This window comes from Pseudomonas sp. SDI (assembly GCF_003105155.1).
Lineage (GTDB): Bacteria > Pseudomonadota > Gammaproteobacteria > Pseudomonadales > Pseudomonadaceae > Aquipseudomonas.
In genome coordinates, this window is record NZ_QETK01000001.1 from 100,697 (window position 1) to 122,299 (window position 21,603).

Annotated in this window: 25 protein-coding genes and 1 pseudogene; 11 read left to right on the forward strand and 15 right to left on the reverse strand. The window is 63.6% G+C overall.

Annotated elements, in window-relative coordinates:
* Positions 1-6: 6 nt before the first annotated feature.
* The gene (locus tag DCO48_RS00525) at positions 7-732 is read right to left on the reverse strand and encodes an amidotransferase (RefSeq protein WP_116548678.1); all 726 of its coding nucleotides are present in this window, start codon (positions 730-732) and stop codon (positions 7-9) included.
* Between the two features lie 531 nt (positions 733-1,263).
* On the opposite strand from DCO48_RS00525, the gene DCO48_RS00530 reads away from it, so the two are divergent.
* Positions 1,264-2,064: a cytochrome c gene (locus DCO48_RS00530; protein ID WP_116548679.1), complete on the forward strand. Its 801-nt coding sequence runs from the start codon at positions 1,264-1,266 to the stop codon at positions 2,062-2,064.
* A 3-nt stretch (positions 2,065-2,067) separates the two neighbouring features.
* On the opposite strand, the gene DCO48_RS00535 is transcribed toward DCO48_RS00530, so the two are convergent.
* The 6 genes and pseudogenes from DCO48_RS00535 to DCO48_RS00560 form a co-directional block, all read right to left on the reverse strand.
* Complete coding sequence (locus DCO48_RS00535) at positions 2,068-2,865, reverse strand: transglutaminase family protein (protein ID WP_116548680.1); 798 nt, start codon at positions 2,863-2,865, stop codon at positions 2,068-2,070.
* The gene (locus DCO48_RS00540) at positions 2,862-3,812 is read right to left on the reverse strand and encodes an alpha-E domain-containing protein (RefSeq protein WP_116548681.1); all 951 of its coding nucleotides are present in this window, start codon (positions 3,810-3,812) and stop codon (positions 2,862-2,864) included. The genes DCO48_RS00535 and DCO48_RS00540 overlap by 4 nt, the downstream gene beginning before the upstream one ends.
* Positions 3,813-3,815: 3 nt before the next feature.
* On the reverse strand, positions 3,816-5,225 hold the full coding sequence (locus tag DCO48_RS00545; RefSeq protein WP_116548682.1) for a circularly permuted type 2 ATP-grasp protein: 1,410 nt from the start codon (positions 5,223-5,225) through the stop codon (positions 3,816-3,818).
* 202 nt (positions 5,226-5,427) lie between these two features.
* Positions 5,428-5,760, reverse strand: coding sequence for a ribonuclease E inhibitor RraB (locus DCO48_RS00550; protein ID WP_116548683.1), 333 nt, complete (start codon positions 5,758-5,760; stop codon positions 5,428-5,430).
* A gap of 184 nt (positions 5,761-5,944) precedes the next feature.
* A pseudogene (locus DCO48_RS00555) lies at positions 5,945-6,180 on the reverse strand (hypothetical protein).
* 145 nt (positions 6,181-6,325) lie between these two features.
* The gene (locus DCO48_RS00560; RefSeq protein ID WP_116548684.1) at positions 6,326-8,410 is read right to left on the reverse strand and encodes an LTA synthase family protein; all 2,085 of its coding nucleotides are present in this window, start codon (positions 8,408-8,410) and stop codon (positions 6,326-6,328) included.
* A gap of 233 nt (positions 8,411-8,643) precedes the next feature.
* Between DCO48_RS00560 and DCO48_RS00565 the strand changes: the two genes are divergently transcribed.
* A complete protein-coding gene (locus DCO48_RS00565) occupies positions 8,644-9,117 on the forward strand; it encodes a methylated-DNA--[protein]-cysteine S-methyltransferase (RefSeq protein ID WP_116548685.1) in 474 nt (157 codons plus the stop codon).
* Positions 9,118-9,140: 23 nt separating this feature from the next.
* Here the strand turns inward: DCO48_RS00565 and DCO48_RS00570 are convergent, their stop codons facing one another.
* Positions 9,141-9,332 carry a PLDc N-terminal domain-containing protein gene (locus DCO48_RS00570; RefSeq protein WP_116548686.1) on the reverse strand — a complete coding sequence of 64 codons (192 nt, stop codon included), beginning with the start codon at positions 9,330-9,332 and terminating at the stop codon, positions 9,141-9,143.
* A 130-nt stretch (positions 9,333-9,462) separates the two neighbouring features.
* Here DCO48_RS00570 and DCO48_RS00575 point away from each other — a divergent pair, with 130 nt between their 5' ends.
* Complete coding sequence (locus tag DCO48_RS00575) at positions 9,463-10,404, forward strand: ZIP family metal transporter (RefSeq protein ID WP_116548687.1); 942 nt, start codon at positions 9,463-9,465, stop codon at positions 10,402-10,404.
* On the opposite strand, the gene DCO48_RS00580 is transcribed toward DCO48_RS00575, so the two are convergent.
* Positions 10,401-10,931, reverse strand: coding sequence for a hypothetical protein (locus DCO48_RS00580; RefSeq protein WP_116548688.1), 531 nt, complete (start codon positions 10,929-10,931; stop codon positions 10,401-10,403). The two genes, DCO48_RS00575 and DCO48_RS00580, sit on opposite strands and share 4 nt — an antisense overlap.
* 60 nt (positions 10,932-10,991) lie before the next feature.
* Positions 10,992-11,516 (reverse strand): ankyrin repeat domain-containing protein, encoded by a 525-nt coding sequence (locus DCO48_RS00585; protein ID WP_116548689.1) that lies wholly within the window; start codon positions 11,514-11,516, stop codon positions 10,992-10,994.
* Between the two features lie 274 nt (positions 11,517-11,790).
* On the opposite strand from DCO48_RS00585, the gene DCO48_RS00590 reads away from it, so the two are divergent.
* Positions 11,791-12,063, forward strand: coding sequence for a DUF3509 domain-containing protein (locus DCO48_RS00590; protein WP_116548690.1), 273 nt, complete (start codon positions 11,791-11,793; stop codon positions 12,061-12,063).
* Between the two features lie 111 nt (positions 12,064-12,174).
* Here the strand turns inward: DCO48_RS00590 and DCO48_RS00595 are convergent, their stop codons facing one another.
* Genes DCO48_RS00595 through aroC form a run of 3 tightly spaced genes read right to left on the reverse strand, consistent with a single transcriptional unit; the run spans position 12,175 to position 14,994 of the window.
* Positions 12,175-12,705 carry an acireductone dioxygenase gene (locus DCO48_RS00595; protein ID WP_116548691.1) on the reverse strand — a complete coding sequence of 177 codons (531 nt, stop codon included), beginning with the start codon at positions 12,703-12,705 and terminating at the stop codon, positions 12,175-12,177.
* 10 nt (positions 12,706-12,715) lie between these two features.
* Positions 12,716-13,864: an MFS transporter gene (locus tag DCO48_RS00600; protein WP_116548692.1), complete on the reverse strand. Its 1,149-nt coding sequence runs from the start codon at positions 13,862-13,864 to the stop codon at positions 12,716-12,718.
* Between the two features lie 38 nt (positions 13,865-13,902).
* Positions 13,903-14,994: a chorismate synthase gene (aroC, locus tag DCO48_RS00605; RefSeq protein WP_116548693.1), complete on the reverse strand. Its 1,092-nt coding sequence runs from the start codon at positions 14,992-14,994 to the stop codon at positions 13,903-13,905.
* A 133-nt stretch (positions 14,995-15,127) separates the two neighbouring features.
* On the opposite strand from aroC, the gene DCO48_RS00610 reads away from it, so the two are divergent.
* Positions 15,128-16,090: an alpha/beta hydrolase gene (locus DCO48_RS00610; protein WP_116548694.1), complete on the forward strand. Its 963-nt coding sequence runs from the start codon at positions 15,128-15,130 to the stop codon at positions 16,088-16,090.
* A 106-nt stretch (positions 16,091-16,196) separates the two neighbouring features.
* Entirely contained in the window at positions 16,197-16,994 is a 798-nt protein-coding gene (locus DCO48_RS00615) for a hypothetical protein (protein WP_116548695.1), read from the forward strand.
* Between the two features lie 80 nt (positions 16,995-17,074).
* Here the strand turns inward: DCO48_RS00615 and prmB are convergent, their stop codons facing one another.
* A complete protein-coding gene (gene prmB, locus DCO48_RS00620; RefSeq protein ID WP_116548696.1) occupies positions 17,075-17,983 on the reverse strand; it encodes a 50S ribosomal protein L3 N(5)-glutamine methyltransferase in 909 nt (302 codons plus the stop codon).
* Between the two features lie 190 nt (positions 17,984-18,173).
* Between prmB and DCO48_RS00625 the strand changes: the two genes are divergently transcribed.
* From DCO48_RS00625 to DCO48_RS00645, 5 genes are all read left to right on the forward strand, one after another.
* The gene (locus tag DCO48_RS00625) at positions 18,174-18,764 is read left to right on the forward strand and encodes a cysteine hydrolase family protein (RefSeq protein WP_116548697.1); all 591 of its coding nucleotides are present in this window, start codon (positions 18,174-18,176) and stop codon (positions 18,762-18,764) included.
* A gap of 76 nt (positions 18,765-18,840) precedes the next feature.
* On the forward strand, positions 18,841-19,161 hold the full coding sequence (locus tag DCO48_RS00630) for a hypothetical protein (RefSeq protein WP_116548698.1): 321 nt from the start codon (positions 18,841-18,843) through the stop codon (positions 19,159-19,161).
* A 52-nt stretch (positions 19,162-19,213) separates the two neighbouring features.
* Positions 19,214-19,771, forward strand: a complete 558-nt coding sequence (locus DCO48_RS00635) for a Smr/MutS family protein (RefSeq protein ID WP_116548857.1) — start codon at positions 19,214-19,216, stop codon at positions 19,769-19,771.
* 69 nt (positions 19,772-19,840) lie between these two features.
* The gene (gene folE / locus DCO48_RS00640; RefSeq protein ID WP_116548699.1) at positions 19,841-20,386 is read left to right on the forward strand and encodes a GTP cyclohydrolase I FolE; all 546 of its coding nucleotides are present in this window, start codon (positions 19,841-19,843) and stop codon (positions 20,384-20,386) included.
* 61 nt (positions 20,387-20,447) lie between these two features.
* Positions 20,448-20,819, forward strand: a complete 372-nt coding sequence (locus DCO48_RS00645; RefSeq protein WP_116548700.1) for a glutathione S-transferase N-terminal domain-containing protein — start codon at positions 20,448-20,450, stop codon at positions 20,817-20,819.
* A gap of 141 nt (positions 20,820-20,960) precedes the next feature.
* Here the strand turns inward: DCO48_RS00645 and DCO48_RS00650 are convergent, their stop codons facing one another.
* Complete coding sequence (locus tag DCO48_RS00650; RefSeq protein ID WP_116548701.1) at positions 20,961-21,563, reverse strand: glutathione S-transferase family protein; 603 nt, start codon at positions 21,561-21,563, stop codon at positions 20,961-20,963.
* Positions 21,564-21,603 lie beyond the last annotated feature (40 nt).

Sequence of the window (21,603 nt, forward strand, 5' to 3'; positions counted from 1 at the left end):
GCAACCTCAGGCGTTACCCTGGGGTTTGTGCGCGACGAAACGCATCATCCACTCGGCCACCGTACTGCCCTGGTGCTCGTGCACCAGGCTGTCGATACCTTTGCGGTAGACCTCAGGGCCGAGGTTGTCCTGACGCAGTTCGAGCAGCGCCCGCGAGTAGTCGTGGATAAATTCCGGGTGCCCCTGGAAGCACAGCACCTGGTCGCCAATGTGATAGGCGGCATTCGCGCAGAAATCGCTGGAAGCAATCACCGTGGCATTTTCCGGCAGGCGGGTGACCTGGTCCTGATGACTGATCAGCAAGGTCAGCTCCTCGACCTGCGGGCTCATCCACGGCGCCTTGGCATTCATTACATAGCGATGGGTACCGACGCCCCAGCCCTGGGTGGCGCGCTCGCTCTTGCCACCGAGCAGCAGCGCCAGCAACTGATGGCCGAAACACACGCCCAGCAGCTTGTCGCCACGCTGATAGTGTTCGAGCAGGAAGGTCTTGAGCTTCTCGATCCACGGATCGTTGCCGAACGAGTCGGCCTTGCTGCCAGTCACCAGGTAGGCATCGAATACCTGGTCGTCCTGCGGATACTCGTCGCGCGTCACGTTATAAACGCTGAATTCGGCGGCGATCGGCTGGCGGGTAAACAGTTGCTCGAACATCCGTCCGTAGCCCTGATACTGCTCGACCAGCTCGGGTCGCAGGACGTCGGTTTCCAGGATGCAGATGCGTAACGACATAGATTTAGTCCTGAACGACAGAAGGCGGAAATGCCCCGTAGAGCCTGCCGCGAAAGGCCGCGGTAAGCAATAGCAGAGTCAGACGAACGGTCATCTCAACGGGATCCACGTGCGCGGCGGGTAAAGGTGTCTAGCGTGCCGCGTCATCCGCAGATAGCAATAAGCCTCATAGCCAATCTGACGGATAAAAAACATATACAGACGAAAGCGATCTAAAACACGGGTGACGTTAACCCTAAGGTTAGTTGTATACCGATGCTCAGCCGGTTCGCGCAGGCCCCGATTTCATTGGCGTGCGAACCCTGGACAAGGATGCCGTCGGGCAAACAGGAATAACAACAAAAAGGCAGTCAGCCATGTTCAAACACTCCAAAGTACGTCAGGCCGGGCTCATTTTGTTCGCCACCACCCTGCTGTTGATTCTACCGAACCTTACCCGTCTGTTCGGCTGAACCACGTGCCCCGCCCGTTCCTCTGTGCCATCGCTGCGCTGGTGTATGCTGCCGATTCCTTCCGGTTGGAGACCTGCGCATGCGTCGCTGCCTTGCCCTGCTGTGCCTGCTGCTGTGCCTGCCCTTGCAGGCCGCACAACTGACCCTCGAACTGGGCGCCACTGGCCGCACCTGGCAAAGCGAAGCGCTGCTGCGCCACCCCAAGGCCCAGGACCTGCGCATCGACAACGATGTTTCCTACAAGAAGCCCGTGTACTACCGTGCCGTGCCGCTGGCGGCGCTGCTTGAGGGGGTGCAGCCGGGCGATCACCTGCAGGTGGTGGCCCTGGATGGCTTTGCCGCCGAACTGGAGGCCGCACCGCTGTTGCAGGAAGGCCCGGCGCGCGCCTGGCTGGCTATCGAAGACCCGCAGCAGCCCTGGCCGCCGCTGGCACCAGGCAAGCCGAGTGCTGGCCCGTTCTACCTGGTCTGGAGCCACCCGGAAGCCAGTGCGATCAGCCCTGAGCAATGGCCGTTTCAGGTGGCCAGCATTCGCCGCCTGGCACCGCTGGCCGAACGCTTCCCGGCGCTGCGTCCGGACCCGCAACTGGCCGCCGACGACCCAGTCAACCGCGGCTTTGCCCAGTTCCAGAAAAACTGCCTGGCCTGCCACCGCCTCAATGGCGCCGGCGACGCGCAGTTCGGCCCGGACCTGAACCGGCCCCACAACCCCACCGAGTATTTCCAGCCAGCGTTCCTTCGCCGTCTGATCCGCGACCCGCAAAGCCTGCGGCAATGGCCGCAGGCGAAGATGCCGGGGTTCGCCGAGACGGTGCTGAGCGAGCGCGACCTCGACGACCTGCTGGCATACCTGGCGCACATGGCCGGGCGCAAATCCTGAAGTCTACTGCTGCTGCGCCGCCAGGGTCGGGGTTACCAGCACGCTGGCATGCATCTGCTCGTAGCCGCCACCGCGACGCATGCCGCGCACCGGGCAGGCGTCAAGGTAGTCCAGGCCCACTGCAAGCTTGAGGTGCCGCTCGGGCAAGGCCAACTGATTAGTCACGTCGAAACTGTACCAGGCCCCGTCCAGCCAGGCCTCGGCCCAGGCGTGGCTGGCCATATGCTGACTGTCGTTGTCGAACAGGTAGCCGGACACATAACGCGCCGGCACGCCGAGGCTGCGGCTACAGGCGAGAAAGGCATGCGCGTGGTCCTGGCAAACCCCGGCACCGCCGGCAAACGCCTGGGCGGCACTGGTTTCGACGACGGTGCTGCCGGGTCGGTAGAGCATGCGTTCGTGCAGCGCCGCCATCAGCTCGATCAGCGCGCTGCGATCGCGGCGCCGGCCACACTGTTGCTGGGCGAAACCGCGCAAGGCGTCGTCGGCCTCGGTCAGTCGGGTGAAACGCAGGAATGGCAACGGCGACTGCAACTCATGCTCGGCCTCGCAGGTCGGGTCGATCTCTACCTGGCCGCGTGCCGAGATGATCAGGTCGGCATGCGGCTCTTCCAGGCTCAGCACATGCAGGATGTTGCCAAACGGATCGCGCTGAGCGCGCACCGGCCGCGGCAGGTCAAGCTCCCAGCACAGCACCTGCTGGCGCTGGTTATCGGGCGGGGTCAGGCGCAGGTACTGGATACTGGTGCGTACCTGGTCCTCGTAGTGGTAGGACGTTTCGTGACTGATCGTCAGTCTCATATGACCTCCAGGTAGGCATGGTGAATGGCGTTACCCAGCTCACGAACCTGCGGAATGTAGTGGTTCAGCCACGGGTGCAGCCCCGCGCCAAGGATTTCGTCGATCCCGGTGTAGCGCAACCGCCCGTCGATCTCGGTGGCCAGGCGCTGCGCCGGGCGGCCGTTGATGCCCGGCAGGCTGGCGAGGATCTGGTCGATCTCCTCGGTACAGGCACGCAGCGAGCGCGGCACGTCGGCACGCAGCAGCAACAGCTCGGCCACATGCCGGGCCGCCGGTGCATCGCGGTAGATCTCGGTGTAGGCCTCGAACGACGACAGCGCACGGAGCAAGGCGCTCCACTCGTAATAGCCACGGGCCGAGCTGTCGCTGACCGCTTCGGCTTCTTCGCCGAGCATTTCGTAGCGTGCATCGAGCAGGCGCAGGGTGTTGTCGGCGCGCTCGATAAAGGTACCCAGGCGAATGAAGCGGAACGCGTCGTTGCGCATGATGGTGCCGTAGGTGGCGCCGCGGAACAGGTGCGAGCGCTCGCGTACCCATTCGCAGAAGCGGCTCAGGCCATAGCGCCCCAGGCCCTGCTCGGCAATGCCACGGATCTCCAGCCAGGTGGCGTTGATGTTCTCCCACATGTCGGCGGTGATCTTGCCGCGCACCGCGTGGGCACTGGCCCGCGCCGCCCCCAGGCAGCTGTAGATGCTCGCCGGGTTGTCCGGGTCGAGGGCAAAAAAGTGCAATAGGCGCTCGGCGTGCAACTTGCCGTGACGCTCCAGGTAGTCTTCCAGGGTGCCGGTGATCTGCAGCGGCATGGCCAGTTCGTCGAGGCCGTCACTGCGCCCGTCCTGTGGCATCAGCGACAGCGAATAACTGACTTCAAGCATCCGCGCGAGGTTTTCCGCACGCTCCAGGTAACGCGACATCCAGTACAGGTCCGAAGCGGTTCTACTGAGCATGGTTCAATCCTCCACTACCCAGGTGTCCTTGGTTCCGCCGCCCTGGGATGAATTCACCACCAGGGAGCCCTCGCGCAGCGCCACGCGGGTCAGGCCGCCGGGCACCACGCGAGTTTCCCGACCGGACAGGACGAATGGACGCAGGTCGATATGGCGCGGCGCAATGCCGTTCTCGACGAAGGTCGGGCAGGTCGATAGCGACAAGGTCGGCTGGGCGATGTAGGCCGCCGGGCGGGCCTTGATGCGTTGAGCGAAGGCCTCGATCTCGGCCTTGGTCGACGCCGGCCCGACCAGCATGCCGTAGCCGCCGGAGCCCTGGGTTTCCTTGACCACCAACTCTGGCAGGTGCGCCAGCACATGGGACAGTTCGTCGGGTTTGCGGCATTGCCAGGTCGGCACGTTCTTCAGAATCGGCTCCTCGTCCAGGTAGAAACGGATCATGTCGGTGACATACGGGTAAATCGACTTGTCGTCGGCCACCCCAGTGCCGATGGCGTTGGCCAACGCCACGTTGCCGCAGCGGTAGGCCGACAGCAGACCGGGCACGCCGAGCATCGACTCGGGGTTGAAGGCCAGCGGGTCGAGGAAAGCATCGTCGAGCCGGCGATAGATCACGTCCACGGCCTTCGGGCCGTCGGTGGTGCGCATGAACACGCGCTCGTCGCGCACGAACAGGTCGGCGCCTTCGACTAGTTCCACGCCCATTTCCCGGGCCAGGAAGGCATGCTCGAAGAACGCGCTGTTGAAGCGCCCCGGAGTCAGCACCACCACACTCGGGTCGTCCAGCGGGCTGGCGCTTTTCAGGGTGTCGAGGAGCAGATTGGGGTAGTGATCGATGGGCGCGATGCGCTGCGCGGCGAACAGTTCGGGGAACAGCCGCATCATCATCTTGCGGTCTTCGAGCATGTAGCTGACGCCGCTGGGGGTGCGCAGGTTGTCCTCCAGTACGTAGTAGCTGCCGTCGCCATCGCGCACCAGGTCGACCCCGGAAATATGCGCATAGGTGTCGCGGTGCAGGTCCAGGCCCTGCATCGCCAGTTGATACTGCTCGTTGGCCAGCACCTGCTCGGCGGGAATGATCCCGGCGCGCAGGATGCGCTGCTCGTGATACAGGTCGGCGAGGAACAGGTTGAGCGCCTTGACCCGCTGGATACAGCCCTTCTCTACCACCCGCCACTCGCTCGCCGGGATGGCCCGCGGGATGGTGTCGAACGGAATCAGTCGTTCAGTGCCCTGCTCGTCGCCGTACAAGGTGAAGGTGATACCAGCGCGATGGAACAGCAGGTCGGCTTCACGCCGACGCTGGGCCAGCAACTCTGGCGGCGTCTCTGCCAACCAGCGTGCAAATTCGCGGTAATGCGGACGGAGCTGGCCGTCGGCGGCGTACATCTCATCATAAAAGGTGCGGATCATGCCGAACTCCTTGTCACCCGTGCAGCGGAGCTATCGCAAGCCCCGTGCCAGCGGCATTAACCCTTATTAATCAAGCGCTTGTAAAATGACCAAACCGGCGCTGCACCTGTCTGGTGCAGCCCGGACGCATCGTGTCGGGCCAGCGCTTCATTGCGAAGCGCTGCCTGCCCCGCAGCGGCGGTCGCCGCCGCCCAGGGCACCATCAGGCGATAGGGCGCTCCTGCTTGACGCCCCAGCCCTGTATTTCCCCGCCCAGCGGGGCAATGACGGCTTCAAAGTCCTGCTCGAACTCGTCGATCCCACCATAAGTGGCGAACATGACCTTGCTCAATTCCAGGTGCCAACCGCCGTCGTCGCACTCGTGCACCTGGGCACTGAGCGACTCTCCGCGAAACTGTCCTGCGGCCCTGCGCGCCCGCTCCTCGTCCGGGAATACCGCATAGAACTCGATGGGATGGATTTGCGCGAAATTGAAGCCGCCCTCTTTCATGCGGCGTAACACCGTGCTGCTGATGTCCTCTTGAAAGCTGCTCATGAATCGTCCTCCTCGTCGCGATGGATAGACTTTCAGTGCGGGACGCACTGGCCCTCCACGCGGGACGTGGGCGGGCGTTCGAGCGGTGTAGCAAACGGTGGATAGGCAGGCGCGGTGAAAAAACCGACGACCTCGCTTGCAGCGTAGTGGCAATTACGCTGCCTCGCCAGCCGGGACAGTCGGTTCAGGGCTTTTCGCTGATGCGGAAGATTTCAACGCCGCGTTCTTTTTTCAGCCAGACGGCGGTCGGCGAACTGACGCGGTCCTGGAAATCGTTGAGGTCGAGTTCGTCCATGATCGAATACAGGTGGCAGCGGATCGCCGGGCGGCTTCCTCGACACGGGGCTTATGCTCGGCGGCGAACGCCAGCGAGATGCGCTCGCCCGTCTGATCCACAAAGGTGAGGTCGCATGCTTTCATTGCCGTCTCCTCAATGATGGCACGGCGGTGAATCAGCCTTACCTTCCGTTGACCTGCGGTGCGGGGGCAATGTTCAACACCCTTTGTGTGCTGGCAGGCACAAAAAAGGGACCCGCAGGTCCCTTTCTCTCAACACACGCCTCGCTTACTGCGGCGTGCCATGCACCACACCGGCAGTGTTATCCAGCAGGCTCTTGGTCGCGGTCTGGATGAACGACTCCAGTTTGCGCGTCATGTCAGCCTGGTCCGGGGCTTCGATCAGTTCGGCATTGAACTCCTTGCCCAACTGATAACGGTAAACCCGCGGCGACATGTCCTTGGACTCGATCAACAGCCGGTCGCCCTGCACCAGGCCAACGATCTGCTCGCTACCCGACGGCTTGATCATGCCAATGCCCTGATCGCCGGCCGGCAAGTTGAGCAGGTCACGCCCCCAGCACTGGTGACGGGTTTCCCCGCCCAGCCGCCCCATCACGGTGGGCACGATGTCGACCTGGGTACCGACGGTGTGATTGACCGCACCGAATTTCTCCTGGATGCCCGGGCCGATCAGCAGCAGCGGCACGTTGAAACGGCCCAGGTCGAGCTCGGTCACCTGTTGGTGGTTGCCAAAACCGTGGTCGCCGACGATCACGAACAGGGTTTCCTTGAAGTACGGCTCTTTGCGCGCCTTCTCGAAGAACTGCCCCAGCGCCCAATCGGAATAGCGCATGGCCGTGAGGTGCTCGTCGAGGCGGCCCTGACCGGTTACCGGCTCAACCGGCAAGTCCTTCGGCAGCGCATACGGCGTGTGGTTGGACAGGGTCTGCAGCAAGGCATAGAACGGCTTTTTGCCATAGGTGTGCGCCAATTCCTGCGCGCCGCGGTCGAACATGTCCTGGTCGGAAACGCCCCAGGTCGGGTCGGAGAACACCGGGTTGACGAAGTCGTTACGGCCGATGAAGGTGGTCATGCCCTGGTTGCCGAAGAACCCGGACTGGTTGTCCCAGGCGAAGTCGCCGTTGTAGACATAGACATCATCGTAGTCGCGAGCGCTGAGCAGCGCCGGCAGGCCAGACAGCTTGTGCCCGCCTTCGGGGGTTTGCATCAGGTATTCGAAGCCCGGCAGGTTCGGGAAGCAGGCCATGGTGGCGAACATGCCCTGGTGGGTATGGGTGCCGTTGGAGAAGAAGCGGTCGAACAGCAGGCCTTCCTTCGCCAGCTTGTCGAAATACGGGGTGATGTTGTTCGGGCTACCCAGGGCGCCCACCGAGTGGCCGGCGAAGCTTTCCATCAGGATCACCACGACGTTCTTGATCGGCAGGGTATTCTGCCCCGGCGGGGTGAAGTCGCGACGGATCGCGGCGCTGTCGGCATCGACCAGTTTGTCGTGCTCGGTCAGCAACATGCTACGCACGGTCTGAGTAGCCTGGCCTTGGTCGAGGGTGGCCTTCCAGACATTGGCGCGGTCCTCGCCGAAACGGCTCTTGGCGGCGTCGATCAGGGTCAGCGTGCCATTCAGGCCAAGCTGGTTGACGAAGTTCGAGTCGGTAGTGAAGGCATCGCCCCAGCGCATCGGCGGGCCCTGACGCAGGGTGCCACGGGCGGCAACCACGGTCACCAGCAGGATCACCACGAAGACCACGCCACGGGTATACCACGGCGCCACGCTGCGGGACCCGGCGACGTTGTTGCCGTACTCGCCGCGCGGCCGGGTAATGCGGTCGCAGCCTTTGAACAGCAGGCTCAGCAGCCAGGTGCCGAAGGCCCAGGCCAGCAGGTAGCGGACCACCGGGAAACCGTACCAGAGCATGCTCAGCACGGTTTTCGGGTCTTCCTTGACGTACTGGAAGACCAGCCCGTTGAGGCGCTGGTGGAACTCGCGGTAGAAGTCCATCTCCATCAGGCCGAGGAACATCACCACGCTGGAGGCCAGGGTCAGCCACAGGCGGAAGAAGCCGCGCTGGGCCATGGCCCAGGCACTGAGCACGGCCAGCAGCAGCGGGATGCTCAGGTAAACCACCACCCGCAGGTCGAAACGCAGACCGTTGCGGAAGCCTTCGGCGACGGTGGAGTACGGCGTGTCGCCGATCATGTCGCTGTTGTACATCAACAGTGCCAGGCGTACCAGGCTGAGCATCAGCATGATCACCAGGCCGCACAACAGGGTGTAGGCCAGGTGCGATGTTACCGTCGGTTGCAGCCGGCGAGGTGCAGCCGACTGTTGCCGCAAGGCGTCCGTGTTAGCCATGAATGCAGAGATCCTAGGATTCGGTTTTTATAGAGGGCGTAAAGCGAAACGGCTTAATGTGCCCTAAACCACCGGACGATGCACGGCGATTGGGCGAACGATTAATTGCGCGCGCGGATTGTCGGCAATCGAATGTGAAAATTTCGTTCAGAAACACACCTGGAAAAACTCTACGGCGCCAGCCTCGCGCTGGAGTATCGTTGAATCTTCGACCTGCCAGGAGCCTGCCGGCCATGCTGTACCGATATCACCCAAGCCCGATCGGCGACCTGTTGCTGGCCGGCGACGAACAGGGGCTGCATCTGCTGCACATGGACAGTGCGCAGCCGTGGGAGCTCGCACAAGGCTGGTACCCGGCAGCGCATCAACTGGATGCGGTGGCGCGTCAGTTGGATGAATATTTTGCCGGCCGCCGCGAACGCTTCGAGGTGCGTCTGGCGCCACGTGGTACGGCGTTCCAGCGCGAAGTGTGGTGGGCGTTGCAGCAGATTCCGTACGGCACCACCACCAGTTACGCGCGGCTGGCGCAGAGCATCGGTCGGCCACGGGCGATTCGCGCAGTGGGCACGGCCAATGGCGCGAACCCGGTGGCGGTGATTGTGCCGTGCCACCGGGTGATCGGCAGCGACGGCAGCCTGACCGGGTTTGCCGGCGGGCTGGAGCGCAAGCAGCAGTTGTTGCAGTTGGAAGGCGCGTGGTTGATCTGAAGGCCCTATCGCGGGGCCAGCCGCTACACCCGCAGATTGCCCCGCGGCCCGGCGATGGCCCAGATAATCAGCCCGAGCACCGGCAGCAGCAGGATCAACAACACCCACAATACCTTCGCCCCACCGCTGGCACCGCTCTTGAGCACATTGATGATCGCCCAGATATCCAGAGCCAGAATGATCAGGCCTACCAGGCCATTGAACGTGGAACCCATGCCAACACTCCGATAGTTGAACCTGCCCCTCAGGATAGCTGGCTATCAGCACCATAGAGGCAACCCGGTCGCGTACTGGGGAAAACCCTGGTTACACTCCGTTCATCGAATCGTCGCGCAGAGGTCCACCATGCCGCCCGCCCACAGCCACAGCAACCCTGCCCCGTCCTCGCTCTGGGGCGCCTGGCTCAGCCAGGCACAAACCAGCCCCTGGCTCAGTGCCGGCCTCGGGCTGAGCCTGCTGGCGGTGATCGGCCTGTTGCTGGCCAGCGCCTGGAACGCAGTGCACGGCGACAACAAGGACAACCTCGAACTGGCATTCCTCGGCGGCCTGGCCGGCTTCGCCGCCACCGCCCTCGGCGCAATCCTGGCCGTGGTGCTGCGCGAAGTCAGCTCGCGCAGCCAGGACGTGATGCTCGGCTTCGCCGCCGGCATGATGCTCGCTGCCAGTTCCTTCTCGCTGATTCTGCCGGGCCTCGACGCCGCCCGCGAAATCACCGGCAACGGCCCGTTCGCCGCCCTGACCGTGGTGGTCGGCATGGGCCTGGGCGTGCTGCTGATGCTCGGCCTCGACCGCTTCACCCCGCACGAGCATGAAAGCACCGGCCCCTGCGGGCCGCAGGCGGAACGGATCAATCGGGTCTGGCTGTTTGTGCTGGCCATCACCCTGCACAACCTGCCCGAAGGCATGGCTATCGGCGTGAGTTTCGCCACCGGCGACATGAATGTCGGCCTGCCGCTGACCAGCGCCATTGCCATTCAGGACATCCCCGAAGGCCTGGCCGTCGCCCTGGCCCTGCGCGCCACCGGCCTGTCGCCCCTGAAAGCGGCGCTGGTGGCCATCGGCTCGGGCCTGATGGAGCCACTGGGGGCAGTAATCGGCCTGGGCATCTCGACCGGCTTTGCCATCGCCTACCCGGTAAGCATGGGCCTGGCCGCCGGGGCGATGCTTTTCGTGGTGTCCCACGAAGTCATCCCGGAAACCCACCGCAACGGCCACCAGACCTTGGCAACCCTGGGCCTGATGGGCGGCTTTGCGGTGATGATGTTCCTCGACACCGCGCTCGGTTAAACGTGCACGGCGACCCGCAGCGCCTCCAGCGAAGGCGCTGCGGCAATGCCGACCTCGGCACACAGTTCCAACACCCGCGACAGGTCATTGCCGCACACCAGCACCAGTTGCAGTTCGTCGTCGAGCAGTTGGCTGAAGTTCATCAGCACATAACCGCCGGCGTCCTTGTTCATGCTGCCCATCTGCACCTGGATGCGGTTGAGCGCAGTGAGCGGCTCGACCTTGGCCAATTGCTTGGGCTTGATATTGAACGGCACGCTGGCGTCGAACGAGGCGACGATCTGCGCGAACAGGTCCTGGTAGGTGTCGGCCTGGAACAGCACGGTGTCCGGCAGGCTGCCGAGCACGATCCATTCGCCCAGCGGGATCGGGAAGGTGTCGTCGTAATTGATGTCGGGGTTGGCGGCGAGGAACGCGGCAGGGTCGGCATAGGCCTGGGCGGCTTCGTCGGCAATGCGTTCGATGTCTTCATCGCGCATGCAGCCGGCGCTGATTTTGCCGATGAGTTCAACCAGTTGGTTTTTCATGAAGGGGCCCTGCGCCGCGGAAAAAAGTCGCCAAGGATAGCCGCAAACGGCCCCTGAGGGTTAGCCGGCCAGCGCTTGCAGTTGCGCCGCGGCATCGCCGGCACCCATCGCCTGGGCGGCGCCGAGTGCGCTGATACCCTTGGCATCCTGGCGTTGCGGGTCGGCCCCCTGTGCGAGCAGGAACTCGACGATGGCAGTGCGATTGAACATTGCTGCCAGCATCAGCGCGGTGCGTCCGTCGGCCGCTGCGGCATCGACCGGTACGCCATGGGCGAGCAGCAACCGGATCATCTCCAGATCGCCTTTGAACGCTGCACCGGCAATCGGCAACTGGCCGTTGTCGTTGGCTATCAGCGGGTCGGCGCCGTGCGCCAGCAGCACACCGACGGCCTCGGCGTGACCGTGGTAGCTGGCGAGCATCAACAGGGTGTCGCCCTTGTGGTTGCGCAGGTTGGCGGGCAAGCCGTTCTCCAGCAAGCGCCCGAGCATGTTGGCATCGCCCTGGCGGGCACGCGCGAAGACTTCCTCGGCAAAGGCCACGGCTTCGTCGTCGTTCATCGGGGTGGGGGTTTGCTTGTCGGACATGGGGAACCTCCTGGCTGCCGGAAATGCCCAAGTCTTGGTCAGGGCCAGCGTTGGGTCAACGATGGATAATCCATCGGCCCAAGAGTTCAAATCTATTGGCCTGCACCTTGCAAAATGCACTGTGCAAATTGCACGACCTTGCACAATGCATGGCAACGCCGAACGCACAAACTCTCAATTCATTGATTTATAAGAATTTTTTAACAAGCTTGATCCTGGCACGGTCGCTGCACCTATCACTCCATGTCTGCCACCCAATCCGTCAGGAGTTGATATGGACCTCATCCAGGAAAAATTCGCCTCGGTGTTCGCTGCCTACGACGTCACCACCCAATCGCGCCCGGACGGCGGCATCCTGCTGACCCTGCGCGCGGCCGATGGCAAATTGGTGAAACGGACCTTGTCATACGGCCAGTTGCACAGCGCCGAGCAGCTGTCGTGGGCGATCAGTGCCATCCGCCGCGACCTGGCCGAGCAGGCCAGCGAACTGCCGGTGATTTCGATGCTGCAAAGCCAGCAGCGGTTTGCGTTGCCGACTTATCGCTAATTGGGGTCGCCATGCGGCCCATCGCGGGACCAGCCCGCTCCCACACCCGCTCCCACAAAGGCAGTGCGGTCCTCTGGGAGCGGGCTAGCGCCGCGATAGCTTCAGCGCCGATCAATCATCCAGACGTGCAAAACGCTGGGCGATCTTCTCCCCGGTGAAGCGCACCTGCGCCTGCGGGTTGTTGCCCATACGAATGGCCACCATCCGCGGGTTCTCGCCCAGATCGAACCAGTGCGCCACCCCCGCCGGCACCACCAGCAGGTCATTCTTCTCGCACAACAGCACATATACATACTCGCCAATGTGCAGGCTGAACTGCCCGCGCCCACTGACGAACAGCCGCGCTTCATCTTCATCGCGCACATGCTCGGCCAGCAGCCGCGTGTCCTGCGGCGGCTCATCGCTGACACTGATCAGCGCCACATGGCGATAGCCACGCTCGCTCATCAGTGCATCGATCGAGGCCTGATAGGCCGCGATCATCTCCTGCGCGCTGGACTCGCGCTGCAACGGCGCAGCCGCGGTCCACTGCTCGAAACGCACGCCCTGCTCGGCCAGGGTCGCCGCGATGTCCTCGGCATGGGTCAGCACCTTGTTCGGAATGTCGGCGGTGGACTGGTGGTAAACGGTCAGGCAGCTCATCGGCAAATTCCTATGTCACGGCATCTTTCAATCGGGTCGCAATGATAACGGCTGCCGCCATCGCTGCGACGCTGGCAATACTAAAGGTGGTCAGCGGGCCCAGCAGATTCCAGCTGTAGCCCGAATACAGCGCGCCCAGTGCCCCGCCGGTGCCGGCCAGCGCCGCATACAGCGCCTGGCCTTGGCCCTGCTGGCGCGCACCGAAGCTGCGCTGGACGAAGGCGATGGCCGCCGCATGGAAACTGCCGAAGGTCGCCGCGTGCAGCACCTGGGCAAACAGCAGCAGCGCCAGGTGCTCGGCAAAATGCCCGAGCAGCAACCAGCGCAGCGCCGCCAGCACGAAGCTGGCGCAGAGCACCCAGCGCAACGACAGCCGCGCCAGAATCCAGCTCATCGCCAGGAACATCAGCACCTCGGCCACCACCCCCACGGCCCAGAGCATGCCGATGGTGCCACGGGCATAACCGAGGCGCTCCAGGTGCAGGGTCAGGAAGGTGTAATACGGGCCATGGCTGAACTGCATCAAGGCCACGCACAGGTAGAAGGCCGCGACGCCGGGGCTGGCCAGTTGCTTGAGAAAACCCGCCCCCGCCGCACGCTCGCCCTGCTCCGGGGGCTGGGCGTTGGGCACCCACAAGCTGGCCACGACGATACCGGCCATGATCGCCACCAGCGCCAGCGGGTAGATGTCCAGGCTGAGCCACTCAAACAGCCGACCGAGGCCGACTACGGTCAGGATGAAGCCAATCGACCCCCACAGGCGGACCTGGCTATAGCGTGCGGTCTGCCCCTTGAGGTGGGCCAGGGTGATGACTTCGAACTGCGGCAGCACCGCGTGCCAGAAGAACGCATGCAGGGCCATCACCAGCGCCAGCCAGGCGTAGCTCTTGGCAACGAAGATCAGCGAAAAACTTGCCAGCGTGCACAGCGCGCCCAGGCGCACGATCAGCAGGCGCCGACCGCTGCGGTCGCCCAGCCAGCCCCAGAGGTTCGGTGCGATGCAGCGCATCAGCATGGGAATGGCCACCAGCTCGCCGATTCGCGCGCTGGAGAAGCCCAGGTGGTCGAAATACAACGCCAGGAACGGCGCCGTCGACCCGAGCAGGGCGAAATAGAACAGGTAGAAGCTGGACAGGCGCCAGTAAGGGATCGCCGCCACGGCTTAAAAAGCCGTGGCGCGCGGGCCGGCCAGCGGCATTACAACTGGCCCAGCACCGGCGTGGCGACACGCACGTCGGCGTTCTGCCCACGGTGACGCAGCAACTGGTCCATCAGCACGATGGCCATCATCGCTTCGGCAATCGGCGTGGCGCGAATGCCCACGCACGGGTCGTGCCGGCCCTTGGTGATGACATCGACCGGGTTGCCATCGACGTCGATGGAACGGCCCGGCGTGGTAATGCTCGAGGTCGGCTTGAGCGCCAGGTGCGCAACGATCGGCTGGCCGGAGGAAATACCGCCGAGGATGCCGCCGGCATTGTTACTGAGGAAGCCTTCCGGGGTCAGTTCGTCGCGGTGCTCGGTGCCGCGCTGGGCGACACAGGCGAAACCGGCGCCGATTTCCACACCCTTGACCGCGTTGATGCTCATCAGCGCATGCGCCAGCTCAGCATCGAGACGGTCGAAGATCGGCTCGCCGAGGCCCGGCATCACGCCTTCGGCGACCACGGTGATTTTTGCCCCGACCGAATCCTGGTCGCGGCGCAGTTGGTCCATGTAGGCCTCCAGCTCCGGCACCTTGTCCGGGTCGGGGCTGAAGAAGGCATTCTGCTCGACTGACTCCCAGGTCTTGAACGGGATCTCGATCGGGCCCAGCTGGCTCATGTAGCCGCGGATGCGGATGCCCTGGGTGGCAAGGAACTTCTTCGCGATTGCACCAGCGGCAACGCGCATGGCGGTTTCCCGCGCCGAACTGCGGCCGCCGCCACGGTAGTCGCGCTCACCGTACTTGTGATGGTAGGTGTAGTCGGCGTGGGCCGGGCGGAACAGGTCCTTGATCGCCGAGTAGTCCTTGGACTTCTGGTCGGTGTTGCGGATCAGCAAGCCGATCGAGCAGCCGGTGGTACGCCCTTCGAACACACCGGAGAGGATCTCGACTTCGTCGGCTTCCTGGCGCTGGGTGGTGTGCCGGCTGGTGCCCGGCTTGCGCCGGTCGAGGTCATGCTGCAGGTCGGCCAGCGACAGCTCCAGACCCGGCGGGCAGCCATCGACAATGGCGACCAACGCCGGACCATGGCTTTCGCCAGCGGTGGTGACAGTGAACAGCTTGCCGTAGGTATTGCCGGACATGCAGGACGCTCCGCGAATCAGCCTGATTTGAACAAGACCGCCAGTATACGCAGGCTAACCACGCAGTTCATCCCTGACGGCGAACCTTATTGCCGGTGCCCGGTCCAAAACGCATCGCCCCGATAGTAGCCAGATAATGTTGCGCCTCGTCGCTGTACTTTTCCTGCTGTTCAGCGGCCTCGCCCAGGCGACCGCGCCCACCGTTCTGCAACGCCCGATCAGCCTCGCCACCGAGCAGGGCACCCTGTACGGCAGCCTGCTGCTGCCACGCGGTGACAGCCCGCCACCAGTGGTGCTGATCATTGCCGGCTCCGGGCCCACCGACCGCGACGGCAACAACCCCGGCAGCGGCCGCATCGATAACCTCAAGCGCCTGGCCTTGTTACTGGCCAACAACCACATCGCCAGCGTGCGCTACGACAAGCGCGGGGTAGCTGCCAGCCAGCCGGCGACCCCGGACGAACGCAACCTGAGCGTCGAGCGCTATGTGGCCGACGCCGTGGCCTGGAGCCGCACGCTCAAGGCCGACCCGCGCTTCGGCCCGCTGATCCTGCTTGGCCATAGCGAAGGCGCATTGATCGCCAGCCTGGCCGCCGAACAGGCCGGGGCCAGCGCAGTGATCTCGCTGGCCGGCAGCGGCCGGCCAGTGGACCAGGTGCTGCGCGAACAACTGGCCGAGCGCCTGAGCGGCACGGAGCTGCAGCAAGGCCTGGCGCTGATCGACCGGCTCAAGGCCGGACAGTACTCGCGCGACGTGCCGGCCCCGCTGCGCGCCGTGTTCCGGCCCAGCGTACAGCCGTACCTGGTGTCGCTGTTTCGCCAGGACCCGGCGGCGGCTTTTGCCGCAGTGAAGGTACCGGCGCTGATCGTGCAGGGGCGTAACGACATCCAGGTCAGCCTGCAGGATGCCGAGAACCTCCATGCCGCCAAGCCAGATGCAGCGCTGGCGCTGATCGATGGCATGAACCACACCCTGCGCATCAGCCCGGCCGAGATGAACGCGCAACGCGACAGCTACCTCAATCCGGAACTGCCGCTGGCACAGGCGCTGGGCGAGAAAATCATTGCGTTTATCCGTGGATTACCGGCGGCCTGAGGCGATCCGGCGCAAATTGCTGCTCCAGTCTTGCCCGGTTCTGCCGATAGGCTGGTGCTGGCAACGCCGTTGCGGCCAGCCTGCTGCGCACTAGAGGACCGCCGTGATGACCGATGCCCCAACCCAGGATGCCCCAGAAGCGTCTGACGAACCGCAACTGCCGGAGGCTGCCCCCCTGCCGTGGGCCGAGGTAACCACCGAGCATTTCCAGATGCTGCGCCTGTCGCCGCTGCCCACCGACCGCAATAGCGGCATGCGGCCGTTACGCTTCGTGCAGTTCGGCTATGCCGAGCGGCACAACAAGGAGCACAGCCTGCTGCGCATGGACGTTCGCCTGCCGGGGCAGAAAGTGCGCAAGGAGCAGAACCACCTGGATATCTGGGTCGACCACGAGAACAAATCGCTTAAGGTCGCTCCTGACAGCGGTTTGCAACTGGAGCCACTGAACCGCGGCCTGGGCCGTTTCATGCTGGCGCAGGCAGTGCAATGGGCGCAGCGCAAATGGTCGCATTACCAGGTCGAGGGCATGGCCCTGCAGAGCAAGGACGCCTTGAACGAAGACAATCGCCTGCGCCGCGACCGCTTCCTCAACAGCCATGGATTGGAAGTGGAATACGCCGACGCCCAGCACATGAAGGGGCGTTATGTGGAAGTGCCGGTGGGTCAGCTCAAGGGCGGCTGGAACACCGACAAGGTGCAGCGCATGGAGATTCTCGATGCGGCGGGCATGCTGCAGCAGGCCGAGCAGAACCTGCAGGACAAGGAAACGCAACTGCGCGAGCGCGATGAGCGGGTGGCGAAGTTCAAGCGCGAGGACAGTGGCTTGCGCTTTACCATCACCTGCCTGGTGGCGTTTGCGGTGTTCCAGGCCGGGCTGCTGATCTGGATTGCTACCCACCGTTAAACGCATCGCGGGGCTAACCCGCCCCCACAAGCACTCTTAACCCTGTGGGAGTGGGCTAGTCCCGCGATAGCCTCACTGCATTACACCCGCGAAGCGAACAGCGCCTGATGCTGGCGGCATTGTTCCGCCGTCAGCATAAACACGCCGTGCCCGCCGCGCTCGAATTCCAGCCAGGCGAAATCGACTTCCGGGTACAGCTGCTCGACATGCACCTGGCTGTTGCCCACTTCGACGATCAGCAAGCCCTTCTCGTTCAGGTGATCGGCCGCCTCGGCGAGCATCCGCCGCACCAGGTCCAGGCCATCGTTGCCGCAGGCCAGGCCCAGCTCCGGTTCGTGGTGATACTCCTGCGGCATGTCGGCGAAGTCTTCGGCATCGACATACGGCGGGTTCGACACGATCAGGTCGAAGCGCTGCCCCGGCAGACCGCCGAAACCATCGCCCTGCACGGTGTACACGCGTGCTTCCAGACCATGCCGCTCGATGTTCTGGTTGGCCACTTCGAGCGCTTCGAAGGACAGGTCGGCCAGCACCACTTCGGCCTCTGGGAACACGTCGGCACAGACGATCCCGATGCAGCCGGAACCGGTGCACAGGTCGAGAATCCGCGCCGGCTCGCTGGCCAGCCACGGCTCGAAGCGTTTCTCGATCAACTCGCCAATCGGCGAACGCGGAATCAGCACGCGCTCGTCGACAATGAACGCCATACCGCAGAACCACGCTTCGCCGAGCAAATAGGCGGTCGGCACACGCTCGTCGATGCGGCGTTTGAGCAGACGCTGCAACTTGACCAGTTCGTCGTCTTCCAGGCGACAGTCCAGGTAGCTGTCGGCCACTTCCCAGGGCAGGTGCACCGCGCCCAGAACCAGCAGCCGCGCCTCATCCCAGGCGTTGTCGGCACCGTGGCCGAAGAACAGCCCCTGCTCATGAAAACGGCTGACAGCCCAGCGGATGTGGTCGCGCAAAGTGCGCAGGCGGGAAGTGATCACGGTAGACTCCTTGAATTTCGACCGGCAATTCTAACAGCCCAGGCTGCACAATTGGCCGGCAAATGTGCCACTGGCATGTCTCGCCAGGGTGGCTGCAGGCCACTAACCACGCTGCTTGTACGCGAAGCGATTCACATAAGCGTCCAAGCAGGGGACAATAGGTTAAAAGCCCTATCCAAAGGAGCCCCTGATGTCTGTTCCAACGACGATGTTCCACCTCAGCGGTCGCGGTTATCCGCCGGCCAAACTGAGCAACGCCAGCCTGGTGATTATCGATGCGCAAAAGGAGTACCTCAGCGGTCCTCTGGCGCTCTCGGGCATGGACGAAGCGGTGGCCAACATCGGCAAACTGCTCGAGGCAGCACGCAAGGCCGGGCGTCCGATCGTCCACGTGCGGCACCTGGGCACCGTCGGTGGCCTGTTCGATCCGCAAGGCGAGCGCGGCGAGTTCATTCCGGGGCTGGAGCCCCAGGGCGATGAAATCATCATTGAAAAGCGCATGCCGAATGCCTTCAAGAACACCAAACTGCATGAAACCCTGCAGAACCACGGGCACCTCGACCTGATCGTCTGCGGCTTCATGAGCCACTCCAGTGTCAGCACTACCGTGCGCCGGGCCAAGGACTATGGTTACCGTTGCACCCTGGTCGAGGACGCCTGTGCCACCCGCGACCTGCCGTTCAAGGACGGGGTGATTGCGGCAGCGCAGATCCAGCAGAGCGAAATGGCAATCATGGCCGACAATTTCGCCTGCGTGGCGCCGGTCAACAGCCTGATCTGACCGACCGCCTGGCTGGCAGCTGGAACCACCCTGCGGCTTTTCGGTCCAACCTCGGATATCCATAGAGGGAATCGGAATGAAGTTGTCCGATGGTTTCGACGCCAAGCGCCTGCGCCCACGTGAACGACGCAACTGGGGCGCGCGCCTGGCAGCCGGCGTGTCCGCACTGCTCGCCACGCTCGGCGTGCTGTTGGCCATGGCCGGCGTTGCCAGCCTGCTGGGCCGCCCGGCAGCGCTGGGCGAGCTCAATGCCAATCCGGCCGGGGCCGCGGTGTTGCTTGCCGGCGGTCTGCTGTTGCTCTATCTGGGCGTCTGGTGCTGGCGCCGAAGCCGCTTGCGCCTGCGCCGTAGCCGCGAGCTGAACCTGTCGCCGCACCTGATGAAAAAGCACGATTGACTGCAACGCCATGGAGAGTCGCGTAAACTACGCCGCCCTGGCGGAGGCTTACATGCAAGACGACGATTTTTCCCTGTTCACCAGCGAGATGCGTGGCGTAAAGCCGATCAAGCACGATCGCGCCGACACCGGCAAGCCCAAGGCCGACCGCAAGCAGCTGGCCAATCTACGCCTGCATGCAACCGTGCGGAGCGACCAGACCGTGGTCGACGGGCTGTCCGACCAGTTCGTTATCGACGTAGGCCCGGAAGACGACCTGCACTGGAGCCGTGATGGCGTCCAGGAAAGCCAGATGCGCAAGCTCAAGCTGGGCCAGATCGGCTTCGAAGGCAGCCTCGACCTGCACGGCATGAGCGTCGAGAAAGCCCGTGAAACGCTGTGGGCGTTCATCGAGGAGGCTACCCGCTTCGAAGTACGCTGCGTGCGCGTCACCCACGGCAAGGCCGTGCGCCTGGACGGCAAACGACCGATGATCAAGAGCCACGTCAACACCTGGCTGCGCCAGCACGCCCAAGTACTCGGTTTCACCTCCTGCCAGGCCCGCCACGGCGGCGCCGGTGCGGTGTATGTGATGCTCAAGCGGACCATGCTCGAAGGCCGCGACGAATAACGCCGTACTTGCAGCGCCGCCACAGCCACCGTACCCTTCGCGTTTGCGATAAATCTCACAGGTAGATCCATGTCCCTGGAACAGAACTACACCGCGATCCTCGGCCAGCTCGGCGAGGATGTCTCCCGCGAGGGCCTGCTCGACACGCCCAAGCGGGCTGCGAAGGCCATGCAGTACCTTTGCCGCGGTTACACCCAAACCCTGGAAGAAGTGACCAACGACGCCCTGTTCAGCTCCGACAACAGCGAAATGGTCCTGGTCAAGGACATCGAGCTGTACTCGCTGTGCGAACACCACCTGCTGCCATTCATCGGCAAGGCCCACGTTGCCTACATCCCGAATGGCAAGGTACTGGGCCTGTCGAAAGTAGCGCGGATCGTCGACATGTTCGCTCGCCGCCTGCAGATCCAGGAAAACCTCAGCCGCCAGATCGCCGAAGCGATCCAGCAGGTCACCGGCGCGCTAGGCGTGGCAGTGGTCATCGAGGCCAAGCACATGTGCATGATGATGCGCGGTGTGGAGAAGCAGAATTCGTCGATGATCACCTCGGTGATGCTCGGTGAGTTCCGCGAAAACGCCTCGACACGCAGCGAGTTTCTCAGCCTGATCAAGTAACCAGGCGCTGTACTGGAGCCGACCCTTTGCGGGTCGGCTTTTTGCATTCAGAGGAGTTGTCATGATCGTTAAAGCACTGCGGGTTGGCTTGGGCCAGTTGATCGTCTTCCTCGACTGGATCAGCCGCCCGGCCAAGCTCAAACGCGACGCCGTTGCCCAGGCGCACGTCGAACAGGCGGCCAAGGGCCTTAGCCTGTATCAGTTCCATGCCTGCCCGTTCTGCGTGAAAACCCGCCGCACCCTGCACAAGCTGAACGTGCCGGTGACGCTGCGCGATGCGAAGCACAACGCGCAGGATCGCCAGACCCTGCTCGACCAGGGCGGCAAGATCAAGGTGCCCTGCCTGCGCATCGAAGAGGACGGCAAGACCACCTGGATGTATGAGTCCAAGGTGATCATCGAGTACCTGAACAAGCGTTTCTCGGCGGTCTGATCAAGCGCTAACCACCCGCAGTGACTGGCCATCCGAGAGCGCTGGCCTCCTGCGGGAGCGGGCCTTCAGCGATAGGGCGTACACCTGCCTCATCGCCGGCAAGGCCGGCTCGCCGAGGGTCAGTGCCCCCTGGGCAGCGTTTCAGCCGACCATCGTTACATGCCGCGGATGGCTGGCCACGCGCTTCAGCCACTCCTGCACCGCCGGGTAGCCGCCCAGGTCGAAGCCACCTTCATGGGCAACGTGGGTGTAGGCATACAGCGCGACATCGGCAATCGAGTAGCTGTCCCCGACCAGGTACGGGGTCATCTGCAGCTGCTTCTCCATCACCCGCAGGGCCTTGTAACCGCCCTTGTGCAGCGTCTTGTATTCTTCCTCGCGGTCGGCCGGCCGGCCCAGGTAGTGTTCGATAAAGCGTGCCACGGCAATATACGGCTCATGGCTGTACTGCTCGAAGAACTGCCACTGCAAGACCTGAGTGCGCAAGCGCGGGTCACTGGGCAGGAACTCGCTGCCATCGGCGAGGAAGTTCAAGATGGCGTTGGACTCCCACAGGTACGTACCGTCTTCCAGCTCCAGAACCGGCACCTTGCCGTTGGGGTTCATCTTCAGAAAGTCGTCAGTTTCCGTCTCGCCCTTGAGAATGTCGACCGAGTGCCACTCATACGGCTTGCCGAGCAGGTGCAGCATCAACTTGACCTTGTAGCAGTTGCCCGACTGGTAGTCGCCGTAAACCTTGTACATTGCTCCCCCTCATGAATACTCGATCGTGCCGCCGTCCATA

Excerpts from the sequence above, each read along its gene's own strand:
- DCO48_RS00535 (WP_116548680.1), bottom strand. The coding sequence starts at position 2,865 with ATGAGACTGACGATCAGTCACGAAACGTCCTACCACTACGAGGACCAG.
- DCO48_RS00580 (WP_116548688.1), bottom strand. The coding sequence starts at position 10,931 with ATGAAAAACCAACTGGTTGAACTCATCGGCAAAATCAGCGCCGGCTGC.
- DCO48_RS00615 (WP_116548695.1), top strand. The coding sequence starts at position 16,197 with ATGACCGATGCCCCAACCCAGGATGCCCCAGAAGCGTCTGACGAACCG.
- DCO48_RS00585 (WP_116548689.1), bottom strand. The coding sequence starts at position 11,516 with ATGTCCGACAAGCAAACCCCCACCCCGATGAACGACGACGAAGCCGTG.
- DCO48_RS00630 (WP_116548698.1), top strand. The coding sequence starts at position 18,841 with ATGAAGTTGTCCGATGGTTTCGACGCCAAGCGCCTGCGCCCACGTGAA.
- DCO48_RS00560 (WP_116548684.1), bottom strand. The coding sequence starts at position 8,410 with ATGGCTAACACGGACGCCTTGCGGCAACAGTCGGCTGCACCTCGCCGG.
- DCO48_RS00545 (WP_116548682.1), bottom strand. The coding sequence starts at position 5,225 with ATGATCCGCACCTTTTATGATGAGATGTACGCCGCCGACGGCCAGCTC.
- DCO48_RS00590 (WP_116548690.1), top strand. The coding sequence starts at position 11,791 with ATGGACCTCATCCAGGAAAAATTCGCCTCGGTGTTCGCTGCCTACGAC.
- DCO48_RS00595 (WP_116548691.1), bottom strand. The coding sequence starts at position 12,705 with ATGAGCTGCCTGACCGTTTACCACCAGTCCACCGCCGACATTCCGAAC.
- DCO48_RS00645 (WP_116548700.1), top strand. The coding sequence starts at position 20,448 with ATGATCGTTAAAGCACTGCGGGTTGGCTTGGGCCAGTTGATCGTCTTC.
- DCO48_RS00530 (WP_116548679.1), top strand. The coding sequence starts at position 1,264 with ATGCGTCGCTGCCTTGCCCTGCTGTGCCTGCTGCTGTGCCTGCCCTTG.
- DCO48_RS00650 (WP_116548701.1), bottom strand. The coding sequence starts at position 21,563 with ATGTACAAGGTTTACGGCGACTACCAGTCGGGCAACTGCTACAAGGTC.
- DCO48_RS00550 (WP_116548683.1), bottom strand. The coding sequence starts at position 5,760 with ATGAGCAGCTTTCAAGAGGACATCAGCAGCACGGTGTTACGCCGCATG.
- DCO48_RS00635 (WP_116548857.1), top strand. The coding sequence starts at position 19,214 with ATGCAAGACGACGATTTTTCCCTGTTCACCAGCGAGATGCGTGGCGTA.
- DCO48_RS00575 (WP_116548687.1), top strand. The coding sequence starts at position 9,463 with ATGCCGCCCGCCCACAGCCACAGCAACCCTGCCCCGTCCTCGCTCTGG.
- DCO48_RS00540 (WP_116548681.1), bottom strand. The coding sequence starts at position 3,812 with ATGCTCAGTAGAACCGCTTCGGACCTGTACTGGATGTCGCGTTACCTG.
- aroC (WP_116548693.1), bottom strand. The coding sequence starts at position 14,994 with ATGTCCGGCAATACCTACGGCAAGCTGTTCACTGTCACCACCGCTGGC.
- DCO48_RS00570 (WP_116548686.1), bottom strand. The coding sequence starts at position 9,332 with ATGGGTTCCACGTTCAATGGCCTGGTAGGCCTGATCATTCTGGCTCTG.
- DCO48_RS00525 (WP_116548678.1), bottom strand. The coding sequence starts at position 732 with ATGTCGTTACGCATCTGCATCCTGGAAACCGACGTCCTGCGACCCGAG.
- DCO48_RS00565 (WP_116548685.1), top strand. The coding sequence starts at position 8,644 with ATGCTGTACCGATATCACCCAAGCCCGATCGGCGACCTGTTGCTGGCC.
- folE (WP_116548699.1), top strand. The coding sequence starts at position 19,841 with ATGTCCCTGGAACAGAACTACACCGCGATCCTCGGCCAGCTCGGCGAG.
- DCO48_RS00625 (WP_116548697.1), top strand. The coding sequence starts at position 18,174 with ATGTCTGTTCCAACGACGATGTTCCACCTCAGCGGTCGCGGTTATCCG.